The sequence below is a fragment of the Streptomyces hazeniae genome (assembly GCF_031845485.1).
In the GTDB taxonomy this organism is placed as follows: Bacteria; Actinomycetota; Actinomycetes; order Streptomycetales; family Streptomycetaceae; genus Streptomyces; species Streptomyces hazeniae.
Genome location: NZ_JAVREQ010000006.1, coordinates 125461 through 141518, shown reverse-complemented (window position 1 = coordinate 141518; position 16058 = coordinate 125461). Strand labels below are relative to the sequence as shown.

The 16058-nt window shown below is 69.9% G+C and carries 16 protein-coding genes; 9 read left to right on the top strand and 7 right to left on the bottom strand.

Translation table 11 applies throughout. The annotated features are described in order from the left end of the window. Window positions 1-45 precede the first annotated feature (45 nt). Together dnaN and dnaA are read right to left on the bottom strand one after the other, a co-directional pair. Window positions 46-1176 (bottom strand): DNA polymerase III subunit beta, encoded by a 1131-nt coding sequence (gene dnaN, locus RM572_RS09330; RefSeq protein WP_311672794.1) that lies wholly within the window; start codon window positions 1174-1176, stop codon window positions 46-48. 872 nt (window positions 1177-2048) lie between these two features. Continuing rightward, complete coding sequence (dnaA, locus tag RM572_RS09325; RefSeq protein ID WP_311672793.1) at window positions 2049-4031, bottom strand: chromosomal replication initiator protein DnaA; 1983 nt, start codon at window positions 4029-4031, stop codon at window positions 2049-2051. Between the two features lie 459 nt (window positions 4032-4490). On the opposite strand from dnaA, the gene rpmH reads away from it, so the two are divergent. From rpmH to RM572_RS09280, 9 genes are all read left to right on the top strand, one after another. Continuing rightward, the gene (gene rpmH / locus RM572_RS09320; protein ID WP_016906158.1) at window positions 4491-4628 is read left to right on the top strand and encodes a 50S ribosomal protein L34; all 138 of its coding nucleotides are present in this window, start codon (window positions 4491-4493) and stop codon (window positions 4626-4628) included. 23 nt (window positions 4629-4651) lie between these two features. After that, complete coding sequence (gene rnpA, locus RM572_RS09315) at window positions 4652-5029, top strand: ribonuclease P protein component (protein ID WP_311672792.1); 378 nt, start codon at window positions 4652-4654, stop codon at window positions 5027-5029. Continuing rightward, window positions 5026-5316, top strand: coding sequence for a membrane protein insertion efficiency factor YidD (gene yidD / locus RM572_RS09310; RefSeq protein WP_311672791.1), 291 nt, complete (start codon window positions 5026-5028; stop codon window positions 5314-5316). Before rnpA ends, yidD begins: the two co-directional genes overlap by 4 nt. A 12-nt stretch (window positions 5317-5328) precedes the next feature. Further along, window positions 5329-6411, top strand: a complete 1083-nt coding sequence (yidC, locus tag RM572_RS09305; protein ID WP_311672875.1) for a membrane protein insertase YidC — start codon at window positions 5329-5331, stop codon at window positions 6409-6411. Window positions 6412-6427: 16 nt separating this feature from the next. Further along, window positions 6428-6928, top strand: a complete 501-nt coding sequence (locus RM572_RS09300) for a Jag family protein (RefSeq protein WP_311672790.1) — start codon at window positions 6428-6430, stop codon at window positions 6926-6928. Next, window positions 6925-7644: a 16S rRNA (guanine(527)-N(7))-methyltransferase RsmG gene (rsmG, locus tag RM572_RS09295; protein ID WP_311672789.1), complete on the top strand. Its 720-nt coding sequence runs from the start codon at window positions 6925-6927 to the stop codon at window positions 7642-7644. Before RM572_RS09300 ends, rsmG begins: the two co-directional genes overlap by 4 nt. Before the next feature lie 264 nt (window positions 7645-7908). Then, entirely contained in the window at window positions 7909-8985 is a 1077-nt protein-coding gene (locus RM572_RS09290) for a ParA family protein (protein ID WP_311672788.1), read from the top strand. Next, on the top strand, window positions 8982-10133 hold the full coding sequence (locus tag RM572_RS09285) for a ParB/RepB/Spo0J family partition protein (protein WP_311672787.1): 1152 nt from the start codon (window positions 8982-8984) through the stop codon (window positions 10131-10133). The genes RM572_RS09290 and RM572_RS09285 overlap by 4 nt, the downstream gene beginning before the upstream one ends. 65 nt (window positions 10134-10198) lie before the next feature. Next, complete coding sequence (locus RM572_RS09280) at window positions 10199-10816, top strand: GNAT family N-acetyltransferase (RefSeq protein ID WP_311672874.1); 618 nt, start codon at window positions 10199-10201, stop codon at window positions 10814-10816. A gap of 114 nt (window positions 10817-10930) precedes the next feature. Here the strand turns inward: RM572_RS09280 and trxA are convergent, their stop codons facing one another. From trxA to RM572_RS09255, 5 genes are all read right to left on the bottom strand, one after another. After that, window positions 10931-11260 (bottom strand): thioredoxin, encoded by a 330-nt coding sequence (gene trxA / locus RM572_RS09275; RefSeq protein ID WP_136183265.1) that lies wholly within the window; start codon window positions 11258-11260, stop codon window positions 10931-10933. 84 nt (window positions 11261-11344) lie between these two features. Next, entirely contained in the window at window positions 11345-12328 is a 984-nt protein-coding gene (gene trxB / locus RM572_RS09270; RefSeq protein WP_311672785.1) for a thioredoxin-disulfide reductase, read from the bottom strand. 177 nt (window positions 12329-12505) lie between these two features. Continuing rightward, window positions 12506-12976 carry a hypothetical protein gene (locus tag RM572_RS09265; protein WP_311672784.1) on the bottom strand — a complete coding sequence of 157 codons (471 nt, stop codon included), beginning with the start codon at window positions 12974-12976 and terminating at the stop codon, window positions 12506-12508. Window positions 12977-13437: 461 nt separating this feature from the next. Next, window positions 13438-14172 (bottom strand): RNA polymerase sigma factor SigM, encoded by a 735-nt coding sequence (gene sigM / locus RM572_RS09260; RefSeq protein WP_311672782.1) that lies wholly within the window; start codon window positions 14170-14172, stop codon window positions 13438-13440. Between the two features lie 46 nt (window positions 14173-14218). Then, a complete protein-coding gene (locus tag RM572_RS09255) occupies window positions 14219-15910 on the bottom strand; it encodes a protein kinase family protein (RefSeq protein ID WP_311672781.1) in 1692 nt (563 codons plus the stop codon). Window positions 15911-16058 lie beyond the last annotated feature (148 nt).

Here is a 16058-nt window from a genome sequence, read left to right as displayed (position 1 = left end):
GCACTCCGCCGTGCCGCGGCCGCGTACGGCGGGTCCCCGGGCCGCTCAGCCGCTCAGCCGCACCGGCATGATCAGGTACTTGTACGCGTCGTCCGCCTCCACGTCCTTCGCCGGACGGCCGCTGAGCAGCGCCGGCTTGGTGGAGGTGGTGAAGGAGAGCTGGGCCACGGGGGAGTCGATGGCGCTCAGGCCCTCGAGCAGGAAGCCCGGGTTGAAGGCGATCGAGATGTCGTCGCCCTCCAGGTCGGCGTCCACCCGCTCCACAGCCTGTGCGTCGTCGCTCGAACCGGCCTCCAGCGTGAGGACGCCCTGCTCGAAGCTGAGCCGCACCGGGGTGTTGCGCTCGGCGACCAGCGCGACGCGCTTCACCGCCTCGACGAACGGCGCCGTCTCGATCACCGCGACGGAGTTGAACTCCGTCGGGAACAGCGTCCGGTACTTGGGGAGGTCGCCCTCCAGCAGGCGGGTCGTCGTCCGCCGGCCGGAGCCCTCGAAGCCGATGAGGCCCTCACCGGAACCGGAGCCGGAGAGCGCCAGGGACACGTGGTCCCCGCCGCTGAGCGACTTCGCGGTGTCCAGCAGCGTCTTCGCGGGGACCAGCGCGACGGCGGAGGTGTCCGGCACCTCCGGCTTCCACAGGAACTCGCGGACGGCGAAGCGGTAGCGGTCGGTGGAGGCCAGGGTGACGGTGTCGCCCTCGATCTCGATCCGCACACCGGTGAGCACCGGCAGGGTGTCGTCGCGCCCGGCCGCGATGGCGACCTGGGCGACGGCGGCGGCGAAGACCTCGCCCGGCACCGTGCCGGTGGCGGTCGGCATCTCCGGCAGCGACGGGTACTCGTCCACCGGCAGCGTGTGCAGGGTGAACCGCGACGAGCCGCAGACCACGGTGGCGCGCACGCCGTCGGTGGAGATCTCGACCGGACGGTTCGGCAGCGAGCGGCAGATGTCGGCGAGCAGCCGGCCGGAGACCAGGACCGTGCCCTCCTCCTCGATCTCCGCCTCCACCGAGACACGGGACGAGACCTCGTAGTCGAAGCCGGAGAGGCTGAGGGAGCCGTCCTCGGTCTTCAGGAGCAGGCCGGCGAGTACCGGCACCGGCGGACGGGCGGGGAGGCTCTTGGCGGTCCACGCCACCGCCTCCGCGAGTACATCGCGCTCTACCCGGATCTTCACCTTCAGCCGCCTCCTGCTCTTGCTGCTGGCCTCCTGTCGGCCCCTTGCCGTGTCCCAGTCTGACGCACCGCACCGACAGTCGGAGCCCTCGTGGGTCAACTCGTCGCCGGGTGGGTAGGAGTCCGTCGCCCCGAGTTGTGCACAGCACCCGCTTCGAAACGAATCTCGCTCTCTCTAAGGGGAGTCGTAGTAGTAGGGGCTGTGGAAACCGGGGATAACTTGGTCTTCGCAGGTCAGCGCCCAGATTTTGTCCACGTCGCCTGTGGGCCGGGCGGTGGACGAACGGGGGGTCGCTGTGGACGCCGCGAACTTCCCCACAGCCCGCCCACAGCACGGACCGACTTCTCAACAGCCGCGCCCACAGGAATCGCCGACTTCTCCACACGGGTCGGTGGCCGCTCGGTGTGAGCCGATTCACTCGCGGCGGTGAGCAGGCGCGTCGTGTTGCCGAACAGTGGACAGAGGTGTGGACAGGCTGGGGACAAGTCACCTCTTCCTGTGGGCGGGCGGTGGACAAGTCGGCGGCCGTCGCGCGGAGCGCCGGACGGTCCACATCCTGTGGAGTCCCCGCGTCCACAGTTCCACAGGCGCCTGACCTCCTCGGACGGTTGCCGACGCTCCGCAGCTGTGGAGACGATCTGGACAACTCTGCGGTCCCCAGGGTGTGGATGCCGGGTGGGCGGGATTTCTGTGGAACGAGCGGCCTGCGGGGAGGGAAATCGAACAGCGGGTGGCGCGCCGGGGATGCCGGGGTGCCCTCCCGAGGACGATCCGTGCCCTGCCCGGACGTGTCGAGAGGCCCCGGGAACGACGAGAGGCGTCTCCGGAACGCGTTCCGGAGACGCCTCGTGGAGCGGGCCGAGGAGCGGGAGTCAGCCGTTCTTGATGCGGTTGGTGAGCTCGGTGACCTGGTTGTAGATGGACCGCCGCTCCGCCATCAGCGCGCGGATCTTGCGGTCGGCGTGCATCACGGTCGTGTGGTCGCGGCCGCCGAACTGGGCACCGATCTTGGGCAGCGAGAGATCGGTGAGCTCCCGGCACAGGTACATGGCGATCTGCCGGGCCGTCACCAGGACCCGGCTGCGGGAGGAACCGCAGAGGTCGTCCACCGAAAGCCCGAAGTAGTCGGCGGTGGACGCCATGATGTCCGTGGCGGTGATCTCCGGGGCCGCGTCCTCACCGCCCGGGATCAGGTCCTTGAGGACGATCTCGGTGAGCCCCAGGTCCACCGGCTGCCGGTTCAGGCTGGCGAAGGCGGTCACGCGGATCAGCGCCCCCTCCAGCTCCCGGATGTTGCGGGAGATGCGGGACGCGATGAACTCCAGCACCTCCGGCGGAGCGTTGAGCTGCTCCTGCACGGCCTTCTTCCGGAGGATCGCGATGCGCGTCTCCAGCTCCGGCGGCTGCACGTCCGTGATCAGGCCCCACTCGAAGCGGTTGCGGAGCCGGTCCTCCAGCGTGACCAGGGCCTTCGGCGGCCGGTCGGAGGACAGCACGATCTGCTTGTTCGCGTTGTGCAGCGTGTTGAAGGTGTGGAAGAACTCCTCCTGCGTCGACTCCTTGTCGGCGAGGAACTGCACGTCGTCGACGAGCAGGATGTCCATGTCCCGGTACCGCTTGCGGAACGCGTCGGCCTTGCCGTCGCGGATCGAGTTGATGAACTCGTTGGTGAACTCCTCGGAGCTCACGTACCGCACCCGGGTGCCCGGGTAGAGGCTGCGGGCGTAGTGACCGATGGCGTGCAGCAGGTGCGTCTTGCCCAGGCCGGACTCGCCGTAGATGAACAACGGGTTGTACGCCTTGGCGGGCGCCTCGGCGACGGCCACCGCCGCAGCGTGCGCGAACCGGTTGGACGCACCGATGACGAACGTGTCGAAGAGGTACTTCGGGTTCAGCCGCGCGGTCGGCTCACCGGGACCCGTCGCGGGCGCCGGCTGGGCGGCCAGCGGGCCGGGTGCTCCGGACGGGGCGGGAAGCTGGGGCGGACCGTCGTAGCGTGCGGCGGGTGGCCTGCCCGGTACGGGCGCGCCGCCGTCCCCGGCCGGACGCGGGGTCCACGGCCCGGCCGGCGGCTCTGGGTGCCGGGCGTGGTGCTGCGGCGGGCCCTGCGGGTGGGCGGCGTGGCCCGCGGGGTTGCCGGGGCCGCTCCCCGGCCCACCGGAACCGCCGGCGCCTGGAGCGCCGGGGTGGGGACCCTGCTGGTCGTAGGGCTCGTAGCCGGGCGGCCGGGCGTGGGGGCCCCGCTGGACGTGCTGTGGGTCGTGGCCCCCGCGGTGGGGGTCGTAACCCTGCGGGTCGTAGTCGCGCGGCTCGTAGTCCCGCTGCTGGTCGTAGTCGGGCCGCTCGTACTCCTGCTGCTCGTACGGGTGCGGGGCGCGCTGCCGGCCCGGGTAGGTGTGATGCGGCTGCTGCCAGCCGGATGGCTGGTGGTGCTGCTGGTGCGGGGGCGGGGGCGGGGGCTGCGTGCGGGGCGCCTGCGGGTAGTCCGGGTAGGCCGGGCGCGGGCTGGGAAGCTGCGGGGCCTCGTATCCCTCCGGTGTGCCGGGCTCGTCCTCGGCCGGCGGCGCAGGCGGGGCGGGGGGAGTCGCCGGTCCCGTCACCGTGATCGCCAGCCGGATGGGCTGCTGGCACTCGCGGCTGAGCGCATCACTGATCAGCGGGGAGAGGCGGCCCTCCAGCACCCCCTTGGCGTACTCGTTCGGCACGCCGAGCAGTGCGGTGCCGGAGACCAGCACCAGCGGCTGGCAGTCCTTGAGCCACCGCTGGTCCTTCGCTTCGACTCCCTGCCCGTCGGAGAGGAGCTGGTCGAGGACGCGTGGCCACACTGCGGCAAGATCGGCAGGGAGGTCAGCCACGGGCACGCTCTCTCATTCGCTGGGTGGTTCTCGGCGGTCGGCTGCGGTTCCGGTCCGGCCCGGAACGAAAGACGAGATCCCGCGAATGTGTGATTCTCGGGATGGTCGGGAAGGAAGGGAAGTTCGGCCACGGTAGCCACGCCGACCTGCCGCGTTCAAGTCGTTGTCCACAGGCTGTGCACGAGTGGCGCAAGGCCGGTGGGTGCGGCTGGTCCGTACGGGTGGTCGGCCCGGGGTGTGGGAGCGTGTCGGCCGGGGAAGAGTGCTGGTTTGACCAGAGGCTGCGCGCCCGCGTACCGTATCGAGGTCGAGTTGTCGACGGCTGCTGCCGCCTGCCTCCGATGGGCATGACGAAGCGGTGCACACTCGGGCGTTGCGAGCTACTCGTGGGCGCACGGTGACAGCCGGTCGGCGCCCCACACCCGTCTCGCAGAGACCGAGCATCCCTGGAGCCCCCGAGTGAGCAAGCGCACCTTCCAGCCGAACAACCGCCGCCGCGCGAAGACCCACGGCTTCCGGCTGCGCATGCGGACCCGCGCCGGTCGTGCCATCGTCGCGAACCGCCGCAGCAAGGGCCGCGCCCGCCTGTCGGCCTGACGCCGTACCCTCAGGTCCATGACGTGCTGCCTTCCGAGCACCGGCTGAGGCGGCGCGAGGACTTCGCGACCGCGGTACGACGAGGACGCAGGGCCGGGCGCCCGCTCCTCGTGGTGCATCTCTTCCGCGGTCACCGCGACACCGACGACCCGCGCGAGGCGGGGGGAACGCTCTCCCCGGCCCGCGCGGGTTTCGTCGTGAGCAAGGCCATCGGCGGCGCGGTCATACGCAACCTCGTGAAGCGTCGTCTGCGTCACCTCATACGGGACCGCCTCGGTTCGCTTCCCGCGGGTAGCCTGGTGGTGGTACGGGCGCTGCCCGGTGCGGGAGACGCGAGCCACGACCAACTGGCCCGCGACCTGGACACCGCGTTGCAGCGGCTGCTGGGAGCCAAGCCGTGAAGTATCTGCTGCTGCTGTTGATCAAGGTCTACCAGTGGACCATCAGCCCACTGCTGGGCCCGGTCTGCCGGTACTACCCGTCGTGTTCGCACTACGGGTACGGCGCGATCGACCGGCACGGAGCGGTGAAGGGCACGGCGCTCACCGCGTGGCGCATCCTGCGCTGCAACCCGTGGTCACCCGGTGGCGTCGACCATGTTCCCGCCCGGAAGCGTCCGGTGTGGCATCAGTGGCTGCGCAGCCGCTGGCAGCAGCACCGGTCCCAGTCCCATGCCCAAGGAGCCTGATTCGTGGACACGATCGATTCGATCCTCGGTCCTCTGTATACCGCTGTTTCCTGGATCATCGTCCAGTTCCACAAGCTGTACAGCATCCCGTTCGGGGAGGCCAGCGGGTGGTCCTGGGGTCTGTCGATCATGTCGCTGGTGATCGTGATCCGGATCGCACTGATCCCGCTCTTCGTGAAGCAGATCAAGTCGACGCGGAACATGCAGGCGCTCCAGCCGAAGATGAAGGCGATCCAGGAGCGGTACAAGAGCGACCGGCAGCGTCAGTCCGAAGAGATGATGAAGCTGTACAAGGAGACGGGCACCAACCCGCTCTCCAGCTGCCTGCCGATCCTGGCGCAGTCACCGTTCTTCATCGCGCTCTACCAGGTGCTGAACAAGATCGCGAACGACCAGAACGTCGGCGTGATGAAAGGCGACCTGGTCGAGCAGGCGCGTACGGCGAAGATCTTCGGGGCACCTATCGCGGCGTCGTTCATGGACACGGCCGCCGAGGTGCGCGACCTGGCGGCCAACCTCACCGACGTGCGGGTCGTCACGGTCATCATGATCCTGCTGATGTCGGCGTCGCAGTTCTTCACGCAGCGCCAGCTGATGACCAAGAACGTCGACCTGACGGTCAAGACGCCGTTCATGCAGCAGCAGAAGATGCTGATGTACATCTTCCCGGTCATGTTCGCCGTCTTCGGCATCAACTTCCCCGTGGGTGTCCTGGTGTACTGGCTGACCACCAACGTGTGGACGCTGGGCCAGCAGATGTACGTGATCAAGCGCAACCCGACGCCGGGCAGCATCGCCTTCCAGCAGCGTCAGGACAAGCTGCGCGCCAAGGGCAAGATCAAGGAGGACCCGGCCGAGGTCGAGGCGAAGCGCGCCGTCGAGGAGGCCCGGGCCAACCGCACCCAGCCGAAGCGTCAGAGCAAGTCGCAGCGGTCCTCCGCCGGCGCTCAGCAGCCTGCGATGAAGAAGACCGCCGGTGCCCCGAAGGCCGCGGGAGGCCAGGGCGGCGGTGACCAGAAGTCCGCAGCCGGTGGCCGCAAGCCCCAGCAGGCGCACGGCAAGAAGAAGCCCCAGTCCGCGAAGTCCAAGAAGTAAGAACAGGAGTCCATCAGTGACGGACACGACCGCCGCAGAGGGCACCGACACCCTGTCCCGTCTGGAGCAGGAAGGCGAGATCGCAGCCGACTACCTCGAGGGGCTGCTCGACATCGCCGACCTGGACGGTGACATCGACATGGACGTGGAGGCCGACCGTGCCGCCGTCTCCATCATCGGTGACGGCCCCGCGCGCGACCTGCAGAAGCTGGTGGGCCGGGACGGCGAGGTGCTGGAGGCGCTTCAGGAGCTGACCCGGCTGGCCGTGCACCGGGAGACCGGTGACCGGAGCAGGCTGATGCTGGACGTCGCCGGCTTCCGGGCGCGGAAGCGTGAGGAGCTCACCGAGCTCGGTACCAAGGCCGCTGAGGACGCCAAGGGCTCCGGCGAGTCGGTGAAGCTGCGCCCCATGTCGCCGTTCGAGCGCAAGGTCGTGCACGACGCGGTCGCCGCCGCCGGTCTGCGCAGCGAGTCCGAGGGCGAGGAGCCGCAGCGCTGCGTGGTCGTGCTGCCGTGAACGAGCAGCCGTCCGAGACGGAGGAGCTCGGCGAGGCACCGGAGGCGGCGCGGAAGTACTTCGGCGACCGTTTCGGGGACGCTGTGCGCTACGGCGAGCTGCTGGCCGACGTCGGTGTGCGGCGCGGACTGATCGGCCCGCGCGAGGTGCCGCGGCTCTGGGAGCGGCACCTGCTCAATTGCGCGGTGCTCTCCGAGGTCGTTCCGGACGGCGTGACCGTCTGCGATGTGGGCTCCGGCGCGGGGCTTCCGGGTATTCCGCTGGCGATGGTGCGCCCGGATCTGCGGATCACCCTGCTCGAACCGCTGCTGCGGCGGACCACGTTTCTTCAGGAAGCGGTGGAACTGCTGGGCCTGGACCACGTCACCGTGGTGCGCGGTCGGGCGGAGGAGGTTCTCGGCACGCTGAAGCCCGTCCACGTGGTGACCGCGCGAGCGGTCGCACCCCTCGACCGGCTCGCCGGCTGGGGGGTGCCGCTACTGCGGCCGTACGGGGAGATGCTGGCGCTCAAGGGGGACACGGCGGAGGAGGAGCTGAAAGGAGCGCGTGCCGCTCTGCAGAAGCTCGGTGTCGTGGAGACGTCGGTGGTCCAGGTGGGCGAGGGTGTGGTCGATCCGCTCTCCACCGTGGTGCGCGCCGAGGTCGGGGAGAGTCCGGGCGGGATCCGGTTCGCGGCCAAGCGGGCGAAGGCGGCACGCGGGAAGCGGCGTCGGTAGTCCGGGTAGAGGCGTCCGGTTACGCCTAAAAGCGCCAAAGCATATGCATTGCGGAGTGTCGTCCACGGTGCTGCCGTACGCGGCGGCATCGTGTTTCACGTGAAACGACGCTCGCTGTTGCAGGGAATCATCAGCCGTGGTCGTGCGGCCGCCACTCCACGTGACCGCAAGCCGCTGGACGACCGTTCCGCGCCCTCGGAGTCGCCTCCGGCGACGGATTCATCCACAGGTAAGCGGGGCTCGCTGGTTCACGACCCCGAAGACATGGCAGTCTGTGAAGCTCACGAAGGTACTGCCGAGGAGAGTGAACCGTTGCGGTCCGACGCCAACCTCGCGGGGCCGATGGCCGACCCGGTCCCCGGTCCCCGTACCGAGTCCGGGGATGTTTCACGTGAAACCCCGCCCCCGATGGATGTGTCGTCCGGCTATGAGGGTGACCCCTCCGCTCCGGTCGGCCGGGCGGCGCAGCAGGCCGTCGAAGCGATGACCCGTGCCGGCGAAGGACTGCCGAGGCCGGAGCAGACCCGTGTGATGGTGGTCGCCAACCAGAAGGGCGGCGTGGGGAAAACGACCACGACGGTGAACCTGGCGGCTTCGCTCGCGCTGCACGGGGCCCGCGTGCTGGTGATCGACCTCGACCCCCAGGGCAACGCTTCGACCGCATTGGGGGTCGACCACCACTCGGAAGTGCCGTCCATCTACGACGTCCTGGTGGACAGCAAGCCGTTGTCCGACGTGGTGCAGCCCGTCCCCGACATCGAGGGACTCTTCTGCGCCCCCGCCACCATCGATCTCGCCGGTGCGGAGATCGAGCTGGTGTCGCTGGTCGCGCGGGAGAGCAGACTGCAGCGGGCCATCTCCGCCTACGAGCAGCCGCTCGACTACGTGCTGATCGACTGCCCTCCGTCGCTGGGGCTGCTCACGGTCAACGCATTGGTCGCCGGTGCCGAGGTGGTCATCCCGATCCAGTGCGAGTACTACGCGCTGGAAGGGCTCGGACAGCTGCTGCGGAACGTGGAGTTGGTCCGTGGCCACCTCAACCCGGACCTTCATGTCTCCACGATCATCCTCACCATGTACGACGGCCGGACCCGATTGGCCTCGCAGGTGGCGGACGAGGTGCGCACTCACTTCGGCAAGGAGGTGCTGCGGACGAACATCCCGCGGTCGGTCCGGATCTCCGAGGCCCCCAGCTACGGTCAGACGGTCCTGACGTACGACCCCGGGTCCAGCGGCTCCCTCTCCTACCTCGAGGCGGCCCGCGAGATCGCACTGCGCGATCCGCACGCGCAGCAGAACCAGTCAGCACAACAGCACGGCATGCCGGAGGGGACGCAGTGAGCGATCGACGTAGAGGACTGGGGCGTGGACTCGGCGCCCTCATCCCCGCTGCCCCGCAGAGCGGTGAGCCGACCGAGCGTCCCACGGTGAGCGGTAACGGCGCGACGTCCCCGACGGCGGTCCCCCTGCTGCCCTCCGAGCGCGGTGCGGCGGCAGCCAAGGCGGCATCGCGCGCGGACGGGGAGGATGCGCGGCATCTCAACGGAGCCGGGGAGCCGACGAGTGCCGGCGCGGCACAAGCCGAAGCGGTCGAGGGTGTTCCCACCGGTGCCCACTTCGCCGAGCTGCCGCTGGACGCCATCACGCCCAACCCGCGGCAGCCGCGCGAGGTGTTCGACGAGGACGCCCTCGCCGAACTGGTCACCTCGATCAACGAGGTCGGTCTTCTCCAGCCCGTCGTCGTACGTCAGCTGGGGCCGGAGCGCTACGAGCTCATCATGGGTGAGCGGCGCTGGCGGGCCTGCCGGGAAGCCGGCCTGGAGGCCATTCCGGCGATCGTGCGGGCGACGGAGGACGAGAAGCTTCTCCTGGACGCGCTGCTGGAGAACCTGCACCGCGCGCAACTGAACCCCTTGGAGGAGGCGGCGGCGTACGACCAGCTGCTGCGCGACTTCACGTGCACGCACGACCAGCTCGCCGATCGCATCGGGCGGTCGCGTCCTCAGGTGTCCAACACCCTGCGTCTGCTGAGGCTTTCACCGCCGGTGCAGCGCCGGGTGGCTGCGGGCGTGCTCTCGGCCGGCCACGCACGCGCCCTGCTGTCCGTGGACGATGGCGAGGAGCAGGACCGGCTGGCCCATCGCATCGTGGCCGAAGGGCTCTCGGTGCGTGCGGTCGAGGAGATCGTGACCCTCATGGGGTCGAAGCCGAAGTCGTCGGGGCGCGCCAAGGGGCCGAGGGCCGGCAAGCGGCTGTCCCCGGCGCTGGACCACCTCGCTGGGCGGCTGTCGGACCGCTTCGAGACCCGGGTGAAGGTCGATCTGGGGCAGAAGAAGGGCAAGATCGTCGTCGAGTTCGCCTCGATGGAGGATCTGGAGCGCATTCTGGGTCAGTTCGCTCCGGGTGAGAGGCGGATGCTCAGCGAGCAGTTGGCGCACCGCGAGAGCGTCGACGGCGCCGAGAGCGAGGGAGACGCCGAGGACGGGTGAGCGGTCGCCTGCCACTCGTTCTGCTGATACCGGACGAATCGACGCCCCATGGATACGATGTGTCCATGGGGCGTCAGCTTGTTCCGCTCACGCTGGACAACCTTCCGGATCTGCCGAAGCGTTGCCGCGGCTGCGTCTTCTGGGAGTTGGATCCGGTCAGCGGTGAGGCAGCCGTCAAGGCCGGGCATCCGGATCTGGAGAAGGAGGCCTGGATCTCCGCGGTCCTGCTGGAGTGGGGGTCGTGCGGCCGGGTCGTCTATGTCGACGAGGTGCCGGTCGGATTCGTGTTGTACGCGCCGCCTGCCTATGTGCCGCGTTCGACGGCCTTTCCGACGAGTCCGGTGTCGGCGGACGCGGTGCAGCTGATGACTGCGTCGCTGCTGCCCGGTTACCAGGGGCAAGGGCTGGGACGGGTGATGGTGCAGACGGTGGCCAAGGACGTCCTGCGCCGCGGGTTCAAGGCGATCGAGGCGTTCGGGGACGCCCGCTGGACGGAGCCTGCCTGTGTGCTGCCTGCCGAGCACCTGCTGGCCGTCGGCTTCAAGACCGTGCGGCCGCACCCGAGGTTTCCGCGGCTGCGGCTGGAGCTGCGCTCGACCGTGTCGTGGAAGGCCGATGTGGAACGGGCACTCGATCAGTTGCTGGGGGCGGTGCAGAAGGAGCCGGCTCTGCGGCCCCTCTGACGGCGACATCCGGCTGTGGTCCAGCACGTGAGGGCATGTTTCACGTGAAACACCTGCGGGCCGTCACGCCGGTGATCGGTGTGACGGCCCGCAGGTGGTGGGTCTCCGGGGCGTTCAGCCGATGTAGTCGGCCAGGTCGCGCTCGATGGCGGCCTTCGGCTTGGCGCCGACGATCGTCTTGACGACCTCGCCGCCCTTGTACACGTTCATCGTCGGGATCGACATGATGCCGTACTTGGCGGCCACGCCCGGGTTCTCGTCGATGTTGAGCTTGACCACGGTGAGCTTTGCACCGTGCTCCTCGGCGATCGCCTCCAGCGAGGGGGCGATCTGACGGCAAGGGCCGCACCAGGCCGCCCAGAAGTCGACGAGTACCGGCTTGTCGCTCTTGAGAACGACCTCGTCGAAGTTGGCGTCGGTCGCGGTCACGGTGGCACCGGCCATGAGTTCTCCTTTGTCGTGTCCAGCTGTGGGGCGCTGTGGTCTGCTGACGGGCTTGCGGGGTGGACGGACGACGACGCTCGGCCGTCAGACGGCCGCGGTCTTCTCCGGCTCTGCCGCCTCCTCGGGCGCGGTGGCGGTCATCGAGGCCAGGTAGCGTTCGGCGTCCAGCGCGGCGGCGCAGCCCGTGCCTGCGGCGGTGATGGCCTGCCGATAGGTGTGGTCGACGACGTCACCGGCAGCGAACACGCCCGGAATCTTGGTGCGGGTGGAGGGGGAGTCGACCGTCAGGTATCCCTCCTCGTCCAGCTCGAGGACGCCCTGGAAGAGCTCGGTGCGGGGGTCGTGGCCGATGGCGACGAACAGGCCCGTGACGGGAAGCTCGGACGTGTCGCCGGTCTTGGTGTTGCGCAGGGTCAGGCGGGAGAGCTTGCGGTCCGTGTCGTGGATCTCGGCGACCTCGCTGTCCCAGGCGAAGCTGATCTTCTCGTCCGCGAAGGCCCGCTCCTGCATCGCCTTCGAGGCGCGCAGGGTGTCGCGGCGGTGGACGACGGTGACCGACTTGGCGAAGCGGGAGAGGAACGTGGCCTCTTCCATGGCGGTGTCTCCGCCGCCGACGACGGCGATGTCCTGGTCGCGGAAGAAGAATCCGTCGCAGGTGGCGCAGTAGGAGACGCCCCGGCCGGACAGCTCGTCCTCTCCGGGGAGACCCAGTTTGCGGTGTTGGGACCCCGTGGCCACGATCACGGTGCGGGCACGGTGGACGGTGCCCACGGAGTCGGTGACGGTCTTGACCTCGCCGGAGAGGTCCACGGCGGTGACGTCGTCCGGGATCAGTTCGGCTCCGAAGCGCTCGGACTGGGCGCGCATCTGGTCCATCAGGTCCGGGCCCATGATCCCCTCGCGGAAACCCGGGTAGTTCTCCACCTCGGTCGTGTTCATGAGTGCGCCGCCGGCCGTGACGGAGCCCTCGAAGACCAGCGGGTTCAGCGACGCGCGGGCGGTGTAGAGCGCTGCGGTGTAGCCCGCGGGCCCCGAGCCGATGATGATGACGTTACGGACGTCGCTCACGAGAGCCTTCCTTGTCTGCCGACTGCATATCGGGCCCCTCCGGCCCTGTGTCGGTCCGGAGTCGCCGGGTGGCGCTTCCACCACACCCAACCGATCCTAGGGGCCGGACATTCCCGCGGGGGTACGGCGGGGGTGACCCAGCGCGTCCCTACCGCGGCAGAGCCGGTACGGGACGACTCAGCCCCGCGGGAGGGTGCGCTCGAGCAGGAGCTCCGCAGCGGCACCGCTGTCGTCCGTGGTGCAGGAGGAGTCCACCACGTACGCGTCCACGCGCTGCGGATCACCGGGGTGCGGCAGGACGACGAGGTAGGACGGGCGCCCGCTGTACGGTTGGCCGGGTTCGGCAGCGAGTGGCTGCTCGGGCCGGTCTATGCCTGCTCGGACACACGTCGGCACCACTGCGGGGCCGCCCGCCAACGGAGCGTTGGACGGCGGCTTCGTCTCCGTCTTGAGGTCGGGGCCGCCCTCCGCGCCGCTCGCGGAACGGGAGAGCAGGTCCTGGACCCGCTGCTCGAGGCCCTCGGCGGCGAGCGCTCCCGCGTCGCCCGCTGCGTCCTGTTCCCCGGCTGCCGACCCCGCGTCTCCACCAGCGGAGGAGCCGCCGGTGATGCCCTGGAGCAGCGCGCCGCCCAGGACAAGGGCCCCCACCGCGCCCGCGGCGGTGAGGAGAGCACGGTGGTGCCGGAACGCTCTGGCCCTGCGGCCCGGTCCGGAGGCGCTCGTTGTGCGCCGACCCGAGCGTGGTGGCCGGGAGGTTCGACGGTGAGGGCGGGTTTCACGTGAAACATCGACCGGCTCGTCCGGCGCGGTTTCACGTGAAACGACACCGGGCTCTGCGGCGTGACGTTCGGTGTCGAGGAGCGCCTCGGCAGCGAGTGCGGCGTCTATGCGTCCCGCGACGTCGTCCGGCATACGTGGCGGGCCGGGCAACGTACCGAGAGCGCCGCGGATCTCCGTCAGCGAGGCGTGGACGTCCGCGCAGAGCGGGCATTCTGCGAGGTGTGCCCGCAGCGCATCGCCCCGGGATTCGGGCAGCAGGCCCTCGATGAGGTCGGACAGCTCGGCGACCTCCGGGTGTTCCCGGGCTCCGTGCCGTGTTGCTTCGGTTGTCACCTGCTTCCACCTCCACCCTTGACTGCGCCTGGTTCCGGGACGTCACGCCGGGCGCCCTTCGCCGGTGGGACGGATGCCCCGCCGCGTGGGTTCCCTCTTCCGCTCACCTTCCGGGAATCCCGTGCCGGCGAACTGTTTGGTCGCAGGTGGGTGAGCAGAGGCAGGAGTCTGGCTCTGCCGCGTGCGCAGCGGCTCTTCACCGTGCCGACGGCCACGTCCAGGACGTCGGCGGCCTCCGAGACCGGATAGCCCTGCATGTCGACCAGCACGAGCGCGGCGCGTTGCTCCGGCGGCAGCTCGGAGAGCGCGTCGATCAGCTCTCGATGGAGGTCGCTGCGCTCCGCAGGAGCCTCGGCCGACTCGTGCGGCTCGAGCATCTGCTCCAGGCGTTCGGTGTCGTCGAGGGGGGATGTGCGTCGGGAAGCGGCCTTGCGCGCTCGGTCCAGGCAGGCGTTGACGGTGATCCGGTGCAGCCAGGTGGTGACGGCCGACCGGCCCGCGAAGGTGTGGGCCCGCCGGTAGGCGGAGATCAGGGCGTCCTGAACGGCGTCGGCGGCTTCCTCGCGGTCGCCCAGGGTGCGCAGGGCGACGGCCCAGAGGCGGTCCCGATGGCGCCGTACGAGTTCACCGAAGGCATCGGGATCGCCGCCCACGTGCCGGGCGAGCAACTCGGCGTCGCTCGCCTCCGCCGGCTGCGTGCGCCCCGTGCCGGTCGCCTGCTCCTCCTGCACTGCCCCACCCCCTCCCGTCGCCTGTCCCCGGTCCTCGTTGGTGCGGTCAGCCCGACACCTGGATCTCCGTGATGCGCCCACGGTAGTTGCCGTCGGTCGCCTGCGGGAGTTCCGTGAGCCAGACCAGTACGTACTGCGTGGTCGCCGGTTCCCCTGCCTCGTAGGAGAGCTCCGGGCCCGTGGCCCGGGTGACCCGGTCGAAAGAATCGTAAGAGGTGGGCATGCCGACGGTGCTTTCCGGCGCCAGAAGCAGTTCGGCGGAGGTACGGCCCTCGAAGTACACCTTCACATTGCCGACCTGCTGGCGCTTCCCCAGGTCGAGGACGAGACCGACGCCCGGCTTCAGCATGCGCAGCGGGTCGTAGTAGTTCTGCGTGTACCAGAAGGACTGCGGATCACCGTCGACGGCACGCATGGCGGTCTCCGGGTTCTCCGTGCCGTTGCCCTCGGGGTCGAAGGTGGTGACGCCGGCGATCTCGATCGGTGTGCCGCCCGTACCGTCCTCCGGTTCCTCCTCGGGCTGCGCGGAGGTGTTGTCGGTGGGCGAGTCCCGGTTCATCAAGGCCTCGGACACCTGCCAGCTGCCCAGCCCGAGTGCGGCGATGAGGAGGGCGGACACACTCCACTTCAGGGCCTTCCCGGTACGGCCGGGGAGGGCGGGCGGTGTGGTCTCACCGGGGTGTGCACCGGGCCTGCCGCCCCCGCCCGCTCCTGCCGCGGGCGCGTACGTGCCGTGCTGATGCGTGGTGTGCCGGAAGCCCGGGGGTGCCGCGAAGTGCTGCTCAGGGGTCCGGATGCGGGGGAGGAGTGCCACCGCCTTGGCGAGTTCCTCGGGGGTGGCGCACGGCTGTTCCTCGCGGGAAGCGGTGGCCCCGTCGTTGACGAGGGCCCGCATGGCGAGTTCCGAGAGGCCGCGGTGGACGCCTGCCCGCACCTGGTCGGGAGCGACGAGGGTGCCCTTGGCCAGGTTGCCGACGCCGGTCAGGCCGTAGGCGTCCTCCTCGTAGGGCCAGCGCTGCGTGAGGGAGGCGTACAGCAGCGTCCCGATCGCTTCCGTGTCGGTGCGCTGCGGGTGGTCGCTGGTGACCCCGCGCAGCGCGGCGCTGACCGCGAGGCCGCGGATGCGGTACTGGCCCGAGCCGGTGCGGAGGACGGAGGCGGGGGTGAGCCGGAGGTGGGAGAGACCTTCGCGGTGTGCAGCGGCGAGAGCCTGAGCGAGCTGCGTCACCAGCTGGTACGCCTCGTGAGCGGGCAGGGGTGCGCCGACGAGCAGTTCGGTGAGGGGGGTGGCGTCCGGCAGCCACTCGTTCACGACGTAGACAAGGTCGCCGTCCTCGACCGCGTCGAGGACCTGGACGAAGCGCGGATCGCCGAGGAGAGCCGCCGAGCGGGCCGCCGCCAGCACACGCCGGGCCCGCGGATGATCCGCGGGCAGGATGTGCACTCCCACGGCACGTCGCAGCTTCTCGTCGACGGCACGCCAGCTGCTGAAGCCGTCCAGTCGGGTCACGCACTCCTCGAGGCGGTACCTCTTGGCGATCTTGTGGCCGCTGTGCAGCTCCGGGGCCGGGGATTTCTCGGGCGCCGCCTTTTCCTCGGTGGCTCCGGTGGGGTCCTGGCTGCTGTGTTCCTCGGTTCCACCGTCGACCGTGACCTCGCCCGCCTTGTCGGCGGGCGGCGGCTCGTGTGCGCCGCCGCTGTGTGTCACGCCGACGGCAGCCGTGCTCCGTTCCGCCACCGTCGTTCCTGCCTCCCCATTCGATTGCGTCGGGTCGTACGTCTCTCAGCCCAACGACAATTGTGCCTACAGGTCGCCGTGGTGCACGACACGTGGCCGGGCGCGAAGGTTGCGTCGGCCGCGCCGCGCGCCTGAACGCTGCTGTTCG